The 15,649-nt window shown below is 39.4% G+C and carries 14 protein-coding genes; 2 read left to right on the forward strand and 12 right to left on the reverse strand.

All coding sequences use genetic code 11. The annotated features are described in order from the left end of the window. Window positions 1–23: 23 nt before the first annotated feature. On the reverse strand, window positions 24–2,597 hold the full coding sequence (mprF, locus tag RWU19_RS02185) for a bifunctional lysylphosphatidylglycerol flippase/synthetase MprF (RefSeq protein WP_123837796.1): 2,574 nt from the start codon (window positions 2,595–2,597) through the stop codon (window positions 24–26). Between the two features lie 140 nt (window positions 2,598–2,737). Here mprF and proC point away from each other — a divergent pair, with 140 nt between their 5' ends. Continuing rightward, window positions 2,738–3,541, forward strand: coding sequence for a pyrroline-5-carboxylate reductase (gene proC, locus RWU19_RS02190; RefSeq protein WP_123837795.1), 804 nt, complete (start codon window positions 2,738–2,740; stop codon window positions 3,539–3,541). Window positions 3,542–3,619: 78 nt separating this feature from the next. On the opposite strand, the gene rny is transcribed toward proC, so the two are convergent. The 7 genes from rny to yfmF all read right to left on the reverse strand — a co-directional run bounded on the left by rny (window position 3,620) and on the right by yfmF (window position 12,791). Next, window positions 3,620–5,176, reverse strand: coding sequence for a ribonuclease Y (gene rny / locus RWU19_RS02195; RefSeq protein WP_002287336.1), 1,557 nt, complete (start codon window positions 5,174–5,176; stop codon window positions 3,620–3,622). 418 nt (window positions 5,177–5,594) lie between these two features. Next, entirely contained in the window at window positions 5,595–6,644 is a 1,050-nt protein-coding gene (gene recA / locus RWU19_RS02200) for a recombinase RecA (RefSeq protein WP_002293077.1), read from the reverse strand. 108 nt (window positions 6,645–6,752) lie between these two features. After that, window positions 6,753–7,994: a competence/damage-inducible protein A gene (locus tag RWU19_RS02205; RefSeq protein WP_123837794.1), complete on the reverse strand. Its 1,242-nt coding sequence runs from the start codon at window positions 7,992–7,994 to the stop codon at window positions 6,753–6,755. A 170-nt stretch (window positions 7,995–8,164) separates the two neighbouring features. Then, window positions 8,165–8,743: a CDP-diacylglycerol--glycerol-3-phosphate 3-phosphatidyltransferase gene (gene pgsA, locus RWU19_RS02210; RefSeq protein ID WP_002293081.1), complete on the reverse strand. Its 579-nt coding sequence runs from the start codon at window positions 8,741–8,743 to the stop codon at window positions 8,165–8,167. 208 nt (window positions 8,744–8,951) lie between these two features. Beyond that, window positions 8,952–9,875 carry a RodZ domain-containing protein gene (locus RWU19_RS02215; RefSeq protein WP_174123999.1) on the reverse strand — a complete coding sequence of 308 codons (924 nt, stop codon included), beginning with the start codon at window positions 9,873–9,875 and terminating at the stop codon, window positions 8,952–8,954. Between the two features lie 368 nt (window positions 9,876–10,243). Next, the gene (gene yfmH / locus RWU19_RS02220) at window positions 10,244–11,530 is read right to left on the reverse strand and encodes an EF-P 5-aminopentanol modification-associated protein YfmH (RefSeq protein WP_123837793.1); all 1,287 of its coding nucleotides are present in this window, start codon (window positions 11,528–11,530) and stop codon (window positions 10,244–10,246) included. After that, on the reverse strand, window positions 11,523–12,791 hold the full coding sequence (gene yfmF / locus RWU19_RS02225) for an EF-P 5-aminopentanol modification-associated protein YfmF (protein ID WP_316002734.1): 1,269 nt from the start codon (window positions 12,789–12,791) through the stop codon (window positions 11,523–11,525). Before yfmF ends, yfmH begins: the two co-directional genes overlap by 8 nt. Before the next feature lie 250 nt (window positions 12,792–13,041). On the opposite strand from yfmF, the gene mscL reads away from it, so the two are divergent. Further along, window positions 13,042–13,503, forward strand: coding sequence for a large conductance mechanosensitive channel protein MscL (gene mscL / locus RWU19_RS02230; protein ID WP_010733126.1), 462 nt, complete (start codon window positions 13,042–13,044; stop codon window positions 13,501–13,503). A gap of 59 nt (window positions 13,504–13,562) precedes the next feature. Here mscL and RWU19_RS02235 read toward each other — a convergent pair whose 3' ends face one another. The 4 genes from RWU19_RS02235 to RWU19_RS02250 all read right to left on the reverse strand — a co-directional run bounded on the left by RWU19_RS02235 (window position 13,563) and on the right by RWU19_RS02250 (window position 15,647). Then, window positions 13,563–14,009, reverse strand: coding sequence for a GNAT family N-acetyltransferase (locus RWU19_RS02235; protein WP_002315876.1), 447 nt, complete (start codon window positions 14,007–14,009; stop codon window positions 13,563–13,565). Between the two features lie 92 nt (window positions 14,010–14,101). Then, a complete protein-coding gene (locus tag RWU19_RS02240) occupies window positions 14,102–14,347 on the reverse strand; it encodes a Veg family protein (RefSeq protein ID WP_002287434.1) in 246 nt (81 codons plus the stop codon). Between the two features lie 114 nt (window positions 14,348–14,461). Next, window positions 14,462–15,040, reverse strand: a complete 579-nt coding sequence (locus tag RWU19_RS02245; RefSeq protein WP_002293088.1) for a sigma-70 family RNA polymerase sigma factor — start codon at window positions 15,038–15,040, stop codon at window positions 14,462–14,464. Window positions 15,041–15,116: 76 nt separating this feature from the next. Next, window positions 15,117–15,647, reverse strand: a complete 531-nt coding sequence (locus RWU19_RS02250; protein ID WP_123837791.1) for an NYN domain-containing protein — start codon at window positions 15,645–15,647, stop codon at window positions 15,117–15,119. Between the last annotated feature and the right edge of the window lie 2 nt (window positions 15,648–15,649).

Genomic DNA, 15,649 nt, shown 5'->3' on the forward strand with positions numbered 1-15,649 from the left:
ATCCAAATAAACTCTAGTGATTCTTATAATTCTGTGAGCACTTCTTCTGCCAAACTCGGCACATTTCCTTTTTCTTTCCCTATCAGACTGAGCAGCTGCATGGTAGCAAATCCGAAATTACTTCCTTTCCGATATGCAAAGTAGCGACCTTCCCAATGATCGACATATTTTAATTTCTTTTCATAAGCAGACTGGAAGGAATAGAAAAAATTACCATAATTATATACGATATGCATGACTTTTTCTTGAAAGAAAGAAAAATCTGTTTCTCCAACATTTGCTAAAGGAGCTAATCCTAGATTTGCTTCCAGATAGCCCATTTTCTCGTATACAATGAACAAATTAGCTAATAGATAATCCGCTAATTCTTCAGGCTCTTCAGGCAAGATTCGCAGCAAATCATACCCCGCTTGTTCTTTCGTCATCGGTTGAGCGGTGATGAAGCCTACGACTTTTTGATCTTTACGGACAATACCGACGCCACTAGACAATACATAGGATTCATCAAATCGTCCCACAGAAAAGTATTTTTCTCGTGCCCCGTGAAGCCATTTTTGTGAAACTTCATTTACAGCTTGATGTAATTCTTCTGGTAGTTGGTCGTACCAAGTGAAATGGTATCCTTCTTTCATCAAACGTTGATATTCAAGTTGCTGACTCAGCCGAGACAAGTCTTCTGTCTCTAGATCAACAATTCCTGCTTCACCTACTTTCGTGAAATGAAAGCCCAATTCGTGAAGCATCACTACGTAGCTTTCTGATATCTTATAAAAAGCAAGCTGATAACCTAAACAATCTGCTCGTTTCATGAACTGATTCGTTGCTGCCCGCATCATTTTGGGATTACCAATTGGATCTCCTAAAACAAAGCATTTGTTCCCTTTGATTTGATAGCCAAAAACGACTTGGTCTTGGTCGTCTTTTTGGTAATAAAAATAACTGTATCCTGGCAAGCGAAGCTGATGGCTTGTAGCTGTGCCTCCATATGTTTCCAATAAACGGTCAAAACGTTCTTTTTCGTACTCAATGCCAAGCGTCGTAGGATCTTCTGCTAAGTATTGATAAAGCGCCACTAAAGCTAGCAATGAGATGCCCAAACCAATGAGCCCTGAGAACCACACATCATCTGAAGGAAACAAAATAAAATGGTTACCTGTTATCCGTCCAACTAAAAAGCGTCCACTATGATAACCTGCAATTGCGTAAACAATAAACAAGAAACCGAACAAGCTAGCATCAAAGAGTATCGCTCCCCAAGAATAAACGAATTTTGTTCGATAAAATTCTTTTCTAGATAACCACACAGCCAATAGAATCAAGACATATACCAATAACAATTGCCAAGATAATGTACGTGTGATCGTATTTAAAATACCAAAAGCTAGTAAAGCGATCGTAGGCAGAAATGCCTTTTTGACTTTTACTGAAAGTGCTCGAGCAAGACCGAGCAATAAAAAGCCCACTAATAGGTTCAATGTCTGGTCTAAAAAGTTGAACGAGAACGGCAATAATACCTGAAACAGCCGACTGATTGCAGACAGATTAGTGATCGTTGACAGGAGTACCATCATGATCCCTGCAAAATATACAGCACTTACGAGCACGATATGCGCAACCTTTTGGAAAAATAATCGCGGTATATTATCTAAAAATCGATTGATTTTGACTCCTGTATGTGTGATGAACAATAGAAGTCCCGTCAAAAAAGGCAGGACATAATAAAACAACCGATAATATAACAACCAAACTACTGCTACGTCTTGCCGAACAGACAATTGACTCATTCCTAAGATCATCAAAACATCAAAAGTCCCCATTCCACCTGGGACCATTGTCAACATTCCTATCAGCGTCGCAATCATGAACATAGGATAGATCGAAAACATGGAAATATCTATTCTCATCAACTTGCCGATAGTCAGAAATACCGCAAGTGCCCCTGTCCATTGTCCAAAAGATGCCAGTAGCAAACCAAGCAAGCCTTTTGGATAAAACTCAGAGAACAAGGTCTTTCTCTTTAGGTAAGCAAAAAAGAAAATGACTGGCGCTAAAAAACTACCGCCGAAAAGCCAGATCCAATAGCTCCGAAAAATACTTTCTGACTGAATAAAAAAGACATCAATAAATGTAAGAAATGACCATACAGACAAACCAGTCAGCATAAATAGTGCGACTTTTGAAACAGTCACTAACACCATTTTCCTATTTGTCTGCTTTCCATAAAAACTAGCCCGAAGACTTGCTCCTACCACACCACCAAAACCGGCGAGATTGTTGATCGTGTTTGTTACCCACGCAGCAAGAAGAAACTCTTTTCTTTCCATTTTTGGTTTTCCTTGTTTTTCTAAGACTCTGATCGTCACCCAATCATACAACAACATCGGAGTGACACCCAGCAGTCCAGCCAGAATCATGAGCAGGATCGTCATATGGCTTTGTTGTCCCATCCTTTGCCAAATATCTTGCCAACTCATGCCATTAGCAATATTTGCGACTTGATTTGCCACAAAGACTAACACGGAGCCGAAAAAAATCAATTTTAAAATCAGACTATGTTCCTTTATCCATTGCAGCATCAAGTATCGTTTATTTTTCACATTTTCCCATTCCTAACTTGTATACTTTTGTGTTATACCCCAATGTTATCTTATTTATTTTAATTTTTCCACTTTAGACCTGTTCTTTGCTTGCGATCATAGAAAAAGAAAGATATCCTAATGCTAAAGGAGAGGATAACATGAAAGTAGGATTTATCGGTACAGGGAATATGGCACAAGCTATTATTGATGGTTTATTGAAAACAGGAACAGTCTCGAAAGAAAAAGTGTTCGTTTCCAGTGGTCATTTTGAAAATGCACAAACATTCGCTGCTGAAACTGGCGTCCATGCGTGCAAAAGCAACCAGGAAGTTGCATCAAAATCAGATATCGTTCTTTTAGCCGTGAAACCAAAAATCATTGAAAAAGTATTGAAAGAACTAAAAGAATACAGCCAGAAGGTCTTATTCATTTCTATTGCTTCAGGAAAATCATTAACAGATTTAGAAACAGCGCTTGAAGATCCTCAGGCCTCCATCGTACGTGTGATGCCGAATGTCAATGTCAGCGTAGGAGCAGGCGTTTCTGCGATTTGCAAAAATGAAGCTGCCACGGATGAACAGCTTCAACAAGCCACGATAATTTTTGAAGCAATCGGTAGCGTCTATCCTTTAGCAGAAGCAGATTTCAGTACATTCATCGGACTTGCTGGCAGCTCGCCCGCATTCATTTATATGCTGATCGATGCGATGGGACGGACTGGTGTATTAAATGGTTTGTCCAAACAAACAGCAACTGAAATTGCTGCAAAAGCAATCATGGGTTCTTGTCAAAAATTCCTTTCAAGTGATAAAAATCCATGGGAACTTGTAGACCAAGTTTCTTCTCCTGGTGGTACAACCGTTGCCGGTGTAGTTGCCCTAGAAGAAGCAGGATTCATCCCAGCAATCATCAAAGGAATCAATACGACGATCGAGAAAGATCTTGAGATGTTGAATAAATAATAATAGCAATGTTTTTTCGTGCCTTACAAAAAAAGAAGAGCTGCGGCTTTTGCCGCGACTCTTCTTTTTTGTTTACTCTTATTTAGCATAATCAGTTGCGCGAGTTTCCCGAATAACGATTACTTTGATATGTCCAGGATAATCCAGCTCTTCTTCGATTCGTTTACGGATATCGCGTACTAAACGAACAGCGTCCAGATCCGAGATTTCTTCTGGTTTGACCATTACCCGAACTTCGCGTCCAGCTTGAACTGCGTAACTTGATTCTACACCGGCGAAGCTGTTCGAAATATTTTCCAGACTTCTTAAACGACGGATGTAGTTTTCCAATGATTCACTTCGCGCACCAGGTCTTGCTGCTGAAAGCGCGTCTGCTGCAGCTACAAGGACAGAGATAACAGAAGTCGCTTCCACATCGCCATGGTGAGAAGCGATTGCGTTGATGACTACTGGGTTTTCTTTGTACTTGGCAGCTAATTCCGCACCGATCTCAACGTGAGATCCTTCAATCTCATGGTCAAGTGCTTTTCCAATATCATGGAGCAATCCGGCACGTTTTGCTAATTGGATATCTTCGCCAAGTTCTGCTGCTAAGATACCAGCTAATTTTGCAACTTCAACCGAATGCTTCAAGACGTTTTGTCCGTAACTAGTTCTGAATCTCAGACGTCCGATGATCTTGATTAGATCTGGATGAAGTGTATGGGCACCGACTTCAAATGCTGCTTCTTCCCCGTATTCACGAATACGTTCATCCATTTCTTTACGAGATTTCTCGACCATTTCTTCGATTCGTGCTGGATGGATTCGTCCATCTTGTATCAGTTTTTCCAAGGTCATTCGTGCGATTTCTCTTCGGATTGGATCAAATCCGGAAAGAACAACTGCTTCAGGTGTGTCATCGATGATCAAATCGATACCAGTCAGCGTCTCAAGCGTTCGAATATTACGACCTTCTCGTCCAATGATACGACCTTTCATTTCATCATTCGGAAGGGTAACGACTGAAACAGTCGTTTCTGAAACTTGATCTGCTGCGCAGCGTTGAATCGCTAATGATAATAAGTTTTTCGCTTTGCGATCTGCTTCTTCTTTGGCACGCTGTTCAGATTCTTTTACCATTAGAGTTAACTCATGATTCAGCTCTTCTTCAGTCGATTTCATGATGACATCTCGTGCGTCCTCTTTTGATAAACCAGCAATTTTTTCTAGTTCTTTTTGTTGATCTTCAATCATTTTTTCAACGTCTTTTTCTCGCTCTTCAATTAATTGCTGTTTTGAACTAAGTGCTTCTTCTTTACTTTCAAGTGAGTTCTCGCGTTTTTCTAACGAGTCATCTTTACGATTCAGCGTTTGTTCGCGTTGAATCAAACGATTCTCTTGAGATTTTAATTCTAACTTACTTTCTCTCAGCTCACTTTCAACTTCAGAACGGTATTTCTGATTTTCTTCCTTAGCTTCTAACAATGCTTCTTTTTTTAGAGTTTCTGCTTCTTTCTTTGCACTATCGATGATCCCAGCAGCTGATGATTGTGCACCAGCTATTTCTTTCTCGTGACGTGACTTTGCGACCATAAACCCTAAACCAAGACCGACAATTAAACCGATGATAGCGAGGAGAATGTTGAATACCATAAAATCCACCTCCATACTATCTTTTTCATTTTTATCATCTATACAGCTTCTATGATAAATTATTCTAAACTTGTCAATATGCATCTTCGCATATATGTGTACAAAAAACATGCACAACTTTATTCTAATGTTTGTACCCCGTAGTGTCAACTTTAAATAAACAAAGAAACGGCTTTCTGGTTATTCATTAAACGGTGGTTTTTAGAATAAATGACACTAGTTTCATATAGGTAAACCTTTAAGTTGAGAAACTTTTTCACTAAATTACTTTTTGTAGTCGAATAGATATTTTTTATTTTATGTAGCTACTCGTATGATTAAATAACTCAAGATTTCTTTGTTCTTTATTCAATAAAAAAACGGCAGGTCAAGGAGAGTATCTACTCTTCAGACCAGCCGTTTTTATTTATGTTGTTTATTATTCTTCTTCTAAAGGTAATTCTTCTTGGCCTTTTGTATCTTCTGGGACAGCCACTTCTTCACCAATGCCATAAGCTGCTCTAACTAGAGCAGAAACTTCTGCCATCATTTCAGGATGATTAGCCATATAGATTTTAGCATTTTCTCGTCCTTGGCCAATCCGATCTTCTTTATAAGAGTACCAAGCACCGCTTTTATCAACGATGTCTTTTTCTACTGCCATATCTAGAAGTTCTCCTTCTTGTGAGATCCCTAAACCATACATGACATCTACTTCAGCGATTTTGAAAGGAGGTGCTACTTTGTTTTTTACGACTTTGATCTTTGTACGGTTACCAACAATATCTGTTCCTTGTTTCAATTGTTCTGCACGACGTACTTCTAAACGGATCGTTGCGTAGAATTTCAATGCGCGTCCTCCAGGAGTGATTTCTGGATTCCCAAACATCACGCCTACTTTTTCACGGATTTGGTTGATGAAAATAGCGATTGTTTTTGTTTTGTTGATCGAACCAGAGAGTTTACGCAATGCTTGAGACATCAAACGTGCTTGTAACCCGACATGTGAGTCACCCATTTCGCCGTCGATTTCTGCTCGTGGAACTAAAGCAGCAACTGAATCGACTACTACGATATCTACAGCCCCACTTGATACTAAAGCATCAGCGATCTCCAGACCTTGTTCTCCTGTATCAGGCTGTGAAAGAAGTAGTTCATCGATATTCACACCTAATTTTTGTGCATATTGCGGATCTAACGCATGCTCAGCATCAATGAAAGCGGCCGTTCCGCCATTTTTTTGTACTTCTGCAATAGCGTGTAGCGCCACTGTTGTTTTACCTGAACTTTCAGGTCCATATACTTCGATGATACGTCCACGGGGGTAACCGCCGACACCTAAAGCGACATCTAACGCAAGAGAGCCACTTGGAATTGTAGAGATTTGTTGGTCGATTTTTTCGCCCAATTTCATAATAGAGCCTTTACCATAGCTCTTTTCAATTTTTTTCAGTGCAGCATCTAAGGCTGCTTTACGATCATCTGCCAATACGATAATCCTCCTTATATTTACAAATCAGAGCAACATTTCATTATCCTTATCATATCGTTTTTAGTAATAAAAAGCAAGAAAAAACCGAACAAATATTCGCATTTATCATTTTCTTAAAAGCTGTTTTCTCAAAAGATCAAATCCTTGCATAACCGCATTATATCTGATAGCCGCACGGTCTCTGGCAAAGTGATATTTTTCTGAAACCACGCCATCTTTAGATGAAATTGCGATCCATACTGTTCCTGCAGGGTGACCTTCTAATGTGTCCGGTCCAGCCACTCCGGTGAAAGCTACACTGTAATCTGTTCTTGCTATCTCACGTGCTTGAATGGCCATCTGCTCCACACATTCTTTGCTGACTGTTCCATATTTTGCTAATAGCTCCGGATCAATCTCCAGAAAACCAGCTTTTGTTTGGAACGAGTAGGTAACGAAGCCGCCTGGAAATACTTCAGATACACCAGCAATATCGCCCAATGCGGCTTGGAAGGCACCGGCTGTCAAGCTTTCCGCCGCTGTTACAGTCTGCTTGTTTGCTTTCAGCAGTTCCACTACGACTTTTGCTAGCGAATTATCATCGCCATATCCATAAAAATATTCTCCTACTCGTTCTTGAATCTTTTCTTCCAATGCTAAAAGAGCTTGATTTCCTGCCTGAACATCCTTTGTTTTCACTGTTAGACGCAATGTCACTTCATTTGGTTTGGCATAAGGAGCGATCGTTGGATTGATCTGTGTCTCGATCAGATCTTTTAGTTCAGTGACCAGTCGCGATTCACCAATCCCATAAAAGCGCAAAACTTTAGAAATCAGTTTTTCTTCAGAAGGAAAACGTTCCTCTAGTAATGGACGTACTTGTTCCACAAACATTGGTTTCAACTCATTAGGCGGACCGGGAAGAAGGATATATGCGTGTGTATCTGTTTGATAAAAAGTCCCTAAAGCAAGCCCTGTACGATTTGGTAGAGGAACCCCGCCTTCGATGATTTGAGACTGTTGCAGATTGTTTTTGGTCATTTTTCGATGGGTTGTTTCAAAATATGCCAATAATTTTTTGTATCCTTCCGTATTTTGTATGAGAGACTTACCGAGGTGAGCCGCAGTTGCTTCTTTTGTCAGATCATCTTCTGTCGGCCCTAATCCGCCACATAAGAGTATGAGTTCACTTCTTGTTTCAGCTAGAGCAATCAACTCTTCTAAACGCTGCTGATTATCTCCTACGACTGTCTGATAATAAACTTCGATACCTAGATCAGCTAGCTGTTCTGACAAGAAAGTGGCATTCGTATTCACGACTTGTCCTAGTAAAAGTTCTGTTCCGACAGCTATTATTTCTGCTTTCATTACTTCCCGCTCCCTTATATAGTATACGCTGTACTTATATATTTTTTTATTTAAAAAGAGGGCAAGGCTGATCCATGGACCAGCCTCTCCCCAGTTCTTTTTTCATTATATGATCAAATTATTTTCGCTTTATCAAGAACCGACGAATCTGACCATCCACAAAACAATACCTACATTGATCCTTTGAACACGCCGCTATTTTTGATGAAGTAATCCGCACCTGAATAGATAGTAAAGATCAGACAAGCATAAAGCATGATTTGGTCTACTGGAATACCGATCAGATTGAATGGGATATTATTGATAAACAGCAAGATAATAGCAACCATTTGTGTAGCCGTCTTGACTTTTCCCGGCCAAGCAGCAGCCATGACTTCTCCATGTTCGACAAGTAGTAAACGTAAGCCTGTGACGGCTAATTCGCGGCAGACAATAATCGCGACTACCCAACCTGGGGCCTTTCCCTGGTCAACCAACATGATAAAAGCGGTCATAACTAGCATTTTATCTGCCAGTGGGTCCGCAAACTTGCCAAAGTTAGTGACAAGACCTCGTGCACGGGCAATTTTTCCGTCTAACCAGTCTGTGATGCTGGCTAATGCAAAAATAACTGCGCCTACTAGCTGCGTAACAGCCAGTGTGGTGTCCCCTACGTTAAGTTGTCCCCAATCTAACGGTAATCCTACAACCAAAATGAAAATCGGGATCATACAAATTCTAAGTACAGTTAATTTATTTGGTAAATTCACATTATCGACTCCTTTCTTCCCTATTCTACGTGACTATCCGCGAAGTTTCCACCGATATTATTTACTTTTCCGAACGAATTTATTCAACGGAGCATTTTTATTGAAATTGATCTTTTGGAAATAACGAAGAAGGACCGCGACACAGGTTTGTCACGATCCTTCTTTTTTATGCCTACAAGTAAATAGATGAATAAACTCATTTATACGATCACTCTACGTATTGGAGAGTCAGGTTCACATTTTTAGGACTCTGATTGTTTTCCCCTGGATTAACTGGTACGGATTCTCCATTCGCTTTGATCGTCGCATTGCTTGCTGCACCGATCGTAATGGTCGCATTGGCCGCTGTTTCCGGTAACACGGTACTTTGTGTTTCATTTGCTGCCAGTGTGCCTTGATAAACATAAGCATTGTCTACTAGCACACCGATCCACACACGATTGACAGCGGTAAACTCAAGAGTGACAGGCTTGGTAGCATCTGTAATATTTACTGCGATGGCACTACCGGAATCCTCTCCTGCAGCTATTGCCATTTTCTTTTCTTCACTTGATTCTGTTGTTGACTCTACTGTAGAAGACTCTTGGGTCTGCGTGCTTTTCTCTGAGGAAGAGGACTCCTCGACTGATCCTTCTACTTTGAGCGAAGAAGCTGTATCGCCGATTATTGGATCAGCTTGACGATCTTGCCAAGTCATATAGCCTACGACAACGACGATCGCCAAAGCAACCAATCCTAATAAAATGACAGGAAGACTTGTCCAAAAACGACTTGGATGCGATTCTTCTTGATGTATTGCTTTTCTGGAAGTACTTACTGTTTCAGGCTGCGGACGTTCAGGGACCGATCCTGTCAATTTGCTTTTTCCATCAAAAACATCGACTAAATGGTCTCCATCTTCTCCTACAGCTTCAGCGTATTGCCTAATAAACGCCCGTACGTAAAACTTACCAGGCAATTGATCAAAATCATCATTGTCGATTGCTTCCAAATAACGTTTTTGAATTTTTGTAATCTGCTGTAATTCATCTAAAGATATCTTTTTATTCAGGCGTGCTTGCCGTAATTTTTCTCCGATGGTTTCAAAAGCCACTCGTTCATCTTCTCCAGTCTGTTTGATTCTCCGAAGCATCTGCTGTTGCAACGAAAGACGTTATGTTTGGTGGCTGTGACAAAAGTCGTGTCACAGCTCCTTTTTCCGTATAAACGGCGTTCCAGAAGTAGCTTCTTCGGCAATAAGCCGAAATTTCACAAAAATTTGAGAAGCAATTTTCGTAAATTCCTTCTTATTTCTTGAAGCTGACCACTTCTGTCACAACCTCTTTGATTACTTCGTTTGATTTTATTTTAATATAAGTTGATTAAAAGAGAGCATGATTTGTTTTATTTTCTCATTAATATTTCCAACACATCTAAGAATACCATAAAAGCTGGTTTTGGAGGAGGTTCCTGCTACAAGTCTAAAACGAAATTTAAGACTTTTCTCCATAAAATACTGGTTTATTTTGGTCTCATATAAAACTCACTGAAGGCCTCTTCACTTATAAATGCTTCTCCAGCTGCCAGTACGTCTTTCATTTGGATCGAATCGATGATTTCAGGAAGATCAAATAATGTTCGATCACCAAATAAACTTTGCGTAAATTGATTAGCAATATATTCGATTGAATTCAATGATTGGAAATATTGTCCAAGCATTTTCTTCTTCAGCAAATCGAGATTCATTTCTGACACTTCAGGATCATCAGCGAATCCAAGAATGATTTCTTTGACTTTTTCTGCTGCTTTCTCTGGTTCATCCGTATCTCCGCTGAAGTCCGCAAAGTGAAATTCACGATCCAAGCTGAATTCAAAACCAAAGCTGTCATCGATAATTCCTTGATTGTACATAGCTAGATAGTTTCGAGAAGTATTACCTAAAATCATTTGAAACAACAGATTGATAGCTGTTTTATAACGTAGTAGTTCTGTTCCTTCTTGCGGCAATGTGTCTAATCCTTTAATACCCAGTACAAATTTATCTCGTGTGATGGCTGCTTCCAATGCACTTTGTTTGATGATTTCTTTTGTGTTTTCTGGGAAATACCGTACAATTTCTTGCTTTGGCGGGAAATTTTTTGCTTCTTGGTTTTCCCGAATAAGTTTCATCAATTTCTCAGGCTCCATCTTACCAACTACAAATAAAACCATATTGCTTGGCTGATAAAACGTCCGATAGCACGTATACAAGTCTTGAGCTGTGATTTTGTCGATACTTTCAACCGTGCCCGCAATATCAATATGCAACGGATGTGTAGGATACAAGTTATTTAGTATACCAAAAAACATCCGCCAGTTAGGGTCATCTTCATACATTTGGATTTCCTGACCGATGATTCCTTTTTCCTTGTTTACAGTTTCTTCTGTAAAGTAAGGTGCTTGTACGAAGTCGATCAGGGTCGTCAGATTCTTTTCTACCTGATCAGTCGTAGAGAACAGGTAACTAGTTTTCGTGAAACTCGTGAAAGCATTAGCGGAAGCACCTTGCTGTCCAAATAATTGAAAGACATCACCATCTTCTTTTTCAAACAGCTTGTGTTCTAAGAAATGAGCGATGCCATCTGGGACTTTCACTTTTTCTTTTTCACCATAGGGAATAAATTCGTTATCGATCGAACCATAATTCGTACTGAACAAACCATATGTCTTGTGATAGTCGTTTTTAGGTAACAAATACACGGACAAACCGTTGGGCAGTACTTCATGATAAAGCGTTTCATTGATTTGCTCATATTCTGTTTTATTCATTTGCATTTCCTCCTGCTAAAAAGAAGATTGCTTGCAATTCGATTTGCTCAGCTACTTGTTGTATCTCTTTGATCGTTACACTCTCCATACGTTTCAACCATTCTTCATCAGATAATTTTGTTTCCGGCAGCCAGCTGTCTAAAAAAGAAGCTTCGATTGCCGCTTGCGGAGAGTCTAGAGAAAGCAGGTATTGGTTTCTTAGCATCGCTTTTGTCTGAGCTAGTTCCAAATCTGTTATTTTACCGTTTCGCAAGCTTTCTAATTGCTCGTGAATCAGGCGAAGTACTTGATTTCGGTTTTTTTCATCGATACCGGTCTGGACACTCATGAACCCTCGGAATGTATCCACACTGCTAGAGGCATAATAAGCTAGACTTTCTTTCTCTCTCACATTCATGAACAGTTTGGAGTGAGGAAACCCGCCAAATAAACCGTTGAAGACCATTAGCGCAAAACGTTCTGGCTCATCATAATACACATTTGTCTGATAAGCTAGATTCAGCTTTGCTTGAACGATTGGCTCACGGACTTGTCGTTCCTTGACGATATTCACTTGAGGCTGGGTATAAAACAATTCTGGATGAGCTGTTTCACGCGGCTCAAATGGTAATTGCCCCACAGCTTCGGCTGCTTTGTCCGGATCAACATCGCCGACAACAAAAATGTCAATTTGATCGTTCGCCATCATTTCTTGATAGTAAGCCGCTAGCGAACGAGCAGTGATCTTGTCTAGTTCTTCCACTACGCCTAAACTTGGGATTTTTTGTTCCGGGCTGTTTTCAAAATAAAGTTCTTGCAGTGCATAGGAAGCAAAAGTTTGTTTATCTTCCTTCAAACTTTCCAAATAGAGACGCAGATTGTTCTTTTCCAAGTCAAACGTCAACTGATCAAACTGTTGATTTTTGATATTTGGATAAAATAAAACCTCTTTTAAAAAATCCACCGCTTGAGAGAAAAGGTTCGGATCATTGACATATTCGCCGTTCACAAAGCTGATTCCTACGTTTAGCCAATGCAAGTTCCCTTTTTTCCTTACTGATAGTCCGAAGCTTGCACCATAAAGCTCAGCAAGTTTCGCACTTAACTTTGTCTGATCCGGATAATTCAAACTATTTGTTTCCAGCATACTGCTGAGTAGTGAACGTTTTGTAATGACTTCTTGTTGCAGACGTGCAGTAAAACGGATAAAAATCCGAATCGTTTTGTATTGTTTTGTTGGTAAGACATGAAGATTCACGCCTTCTGCCAATTGATACACCATATTTATATGCTCCTTTTCATAGATGATTGCCTCTTACTCTTTTAGTAGGACAATCGGCCTTTTTTACTTATGCATCTGCTTGAAATATATAAGTTCAGGCAATTCGCCGATTTTTCTAAATGATGTTACACTTTATAGTATAGCATAGAAGTTTTTTATCAAAAGGGACAGACGGCTAAAAGCGTATATCGTTTTTTTATTTTTTATTTTTCGATATACTAAAGACATACAAAAGAAGGGAGGGTCATTCATGATCAAAGAATTCAGAGAGTTCATCATGCGTGGAGATGTCTTGGATCTTGCTGTCGGTGTTGTTATCGGGAGTGCGTTTACAAGTATCGTAAACCAAGTGGTACAAGGATTAATCACTCCGCTAATTGGTTGGATTGTCGCTATGATCACAGGAACTTCTGATTTAGAAGGAGCACTTTCAATTCTTGACTGGTCGCCGACAAAAGGTGTCACGTTTGCGTTTGGTAACGTTATTAGTGCTATCATTACATTCCTGATTACTGGTTTTGTCTTATTCTTAGTTGTCAAAGCGGCAAACCGTGCGAAGAATTTACGCGCCAAAGAAGCAGAAGAAGAAGTGGAAGAAACACCTACCGCAGAAGATTATCTTAGTGACATACGCGATCTTCTTGCCAAACAAGTGGCAGAAGACAATACGCATCCGGTAGAGCAAACAAATCTTTCAGATACTTCTAAATAATGAAGAATCTAAAAAAAAAGAAAGCCGATTTTCAGTGTCGGCTTTCTTTTTTTAGATTCTTAACTTGTTACCTGTTCTTTTTTCATGTCGATATGCGGAATATCATCTTCCAAATACACATCTGAGATTGCCTTGAATCCAAAAGACTCATAAAAGGCCTGTAGATATTCTTGTGCACCGATCACAATTGGTTTTTCTGGAAATTTTTTCTGGATCATGTTGATCGTTTCTTGGACAATCTTTCTTCCTAAGCCGTCTTTACGGTTATTTTGATGAACAAGAACGCGACCAAAATGGATGCTCTCTGCTTCTTCATATACCCGCGTGTAGGCAAGGATCTTCCCATCAGTATCTTGGAAATACGTATGCCAAGCTTGTCCATCGATATCATCAACTTCTTGATAAGGGCACTGTTGCTCCACAACAAAGACTGCAATCCGTTCTTTGACGATTGCATAAAACTCTGCTGTCGACAATTCTTCAAATTTCTTTACCTGGTATTCCACTAAGTAAACGCCTCCTACTTTTTTATTATTAGCATACCGATTCATACACAAAAAAGCAAACGAACCTTACGAATCTCAGGCTCGTTTGCTTTTTAAACTGCTTCAGTTAAAAATTCGATCTCAACTGTCCGAGTAAGTACATCTGAATAGCTGTAAGATACTCGTTCAAAAGAATTTTCTTCAGGATCCAAGTCAACAACGAATACTGAAGGATAGGTTTCTGTTAAAACGCCGCGGCGTTCTGTTTGACGCTTTCTTCCTGTCTGAGCAACCAACATGATTGGGCTGCCGATACGACCTTCTAAATCTTTCTTGATTGAAGCTAAAGTTGTTGGCATACAGTTCACCTCTACTACCAACTATACCACATATTTTTAAAATTTTCAAGTTTACCATAAAAAAAAAAGAAATGCAATAAAAATAAATAAGAAGCTCATTAAGATTTTTCTAAATTATTCCTCATTATAAAATTTCAAGTGTTTTTTTATTTTGAGTTTTACCCTTCCATATGCACTCATCACTTGCTTGTGATCCATTGACAAACATTCAGCCATCTCCGCAAAATCAACCCCTTGCATGTAATAATGAAAAATTTGTGCTTCTTTTTTTGAAAATCGGATCTCGCAATTTTCGATTGCTTCTTTTAATAAAAGATGCTGAATTGCTAAAGGTTCCTGCAAGGTGATCTCTGCTAAAAAATCTGGTCCTTCTGTCTCTATTTTTTGGTCGATCGAGACTTCGTCTTTTTGGTCACGGCGCTTCAGCGCGTTCTGTTTTCTCAATAAAGAATAAATTTGATTGCTTATGATACTTTTATAATAACTTCCAAAGCTGACTCCTTTGCTTTTTTCGTAAGTTCTCAATGCCTGATATAAAGCGATCCTCGCTTCTTGTTCCCAATCCTCAGTAACATAATTTCTTAAATAATAGGTGTTTTTCAAACGTAGTAAGAGTGGAAAATATTTTTGATACAGGGCAGCAAATGCTTCTTCGTCACCATTACGTGCAGCGCGCAATAACTCCTCAGACATAAAATAATTCCTCCATAAATTCGTTTATGGAGGAATCTTATCATCAATGATTCATCGAACTGATTAGAACGATATGTTATTTATTTTTTCTCATTAAATCGTCCAATTTTTGGGACAATTTTTTTAACTGCTCTTCATTCCACGGAGAATTACGTCGGAAATCAACAAAATGCATATCTTTATTTTCTTGGGCTATTGTTTTTTCCGTTTTTTTAATCGTTTTATATAACTCGTAAGCAGAAGTTCGCAACGCCCCCTGAGAAAAAATCATCCACTGTTCTGCTAGATCGCTTGTCGCCACTGTTACTTGTGTCAAACGATCATTCAGCTGCCCAGCGATTCTCTCGATATAACTGTCAGCCGTTTCATCTTCTTTCGTAAAAACAACATCCAACTGATATTTCCTATAACTTTGCTGGATGCCCGGTACTAATTGAGCATCGAAGACAACGATGACTTCCAGTCCTTCATATTTCGCATAATTTGATAAACGATGCAAAAGAGCTTCTCTTGCATCTGCCATTTTGTCCTGCTTTTTAAGCTGGACCAGTTCCGGCCACGAACCGATCATATTGTAGCCATCTACAATCAACAGCTGTTTTTTCATGA

The organism is Enterococcus sp. 2STP (assembly GCF_032465635.1).
Taxonomy (GTDB): Bacteria; Bacillota; Bacilli; order Lactobacillales; family Enterococcaceae; genus Enterococcus_B; species Enterococcus_B lactis.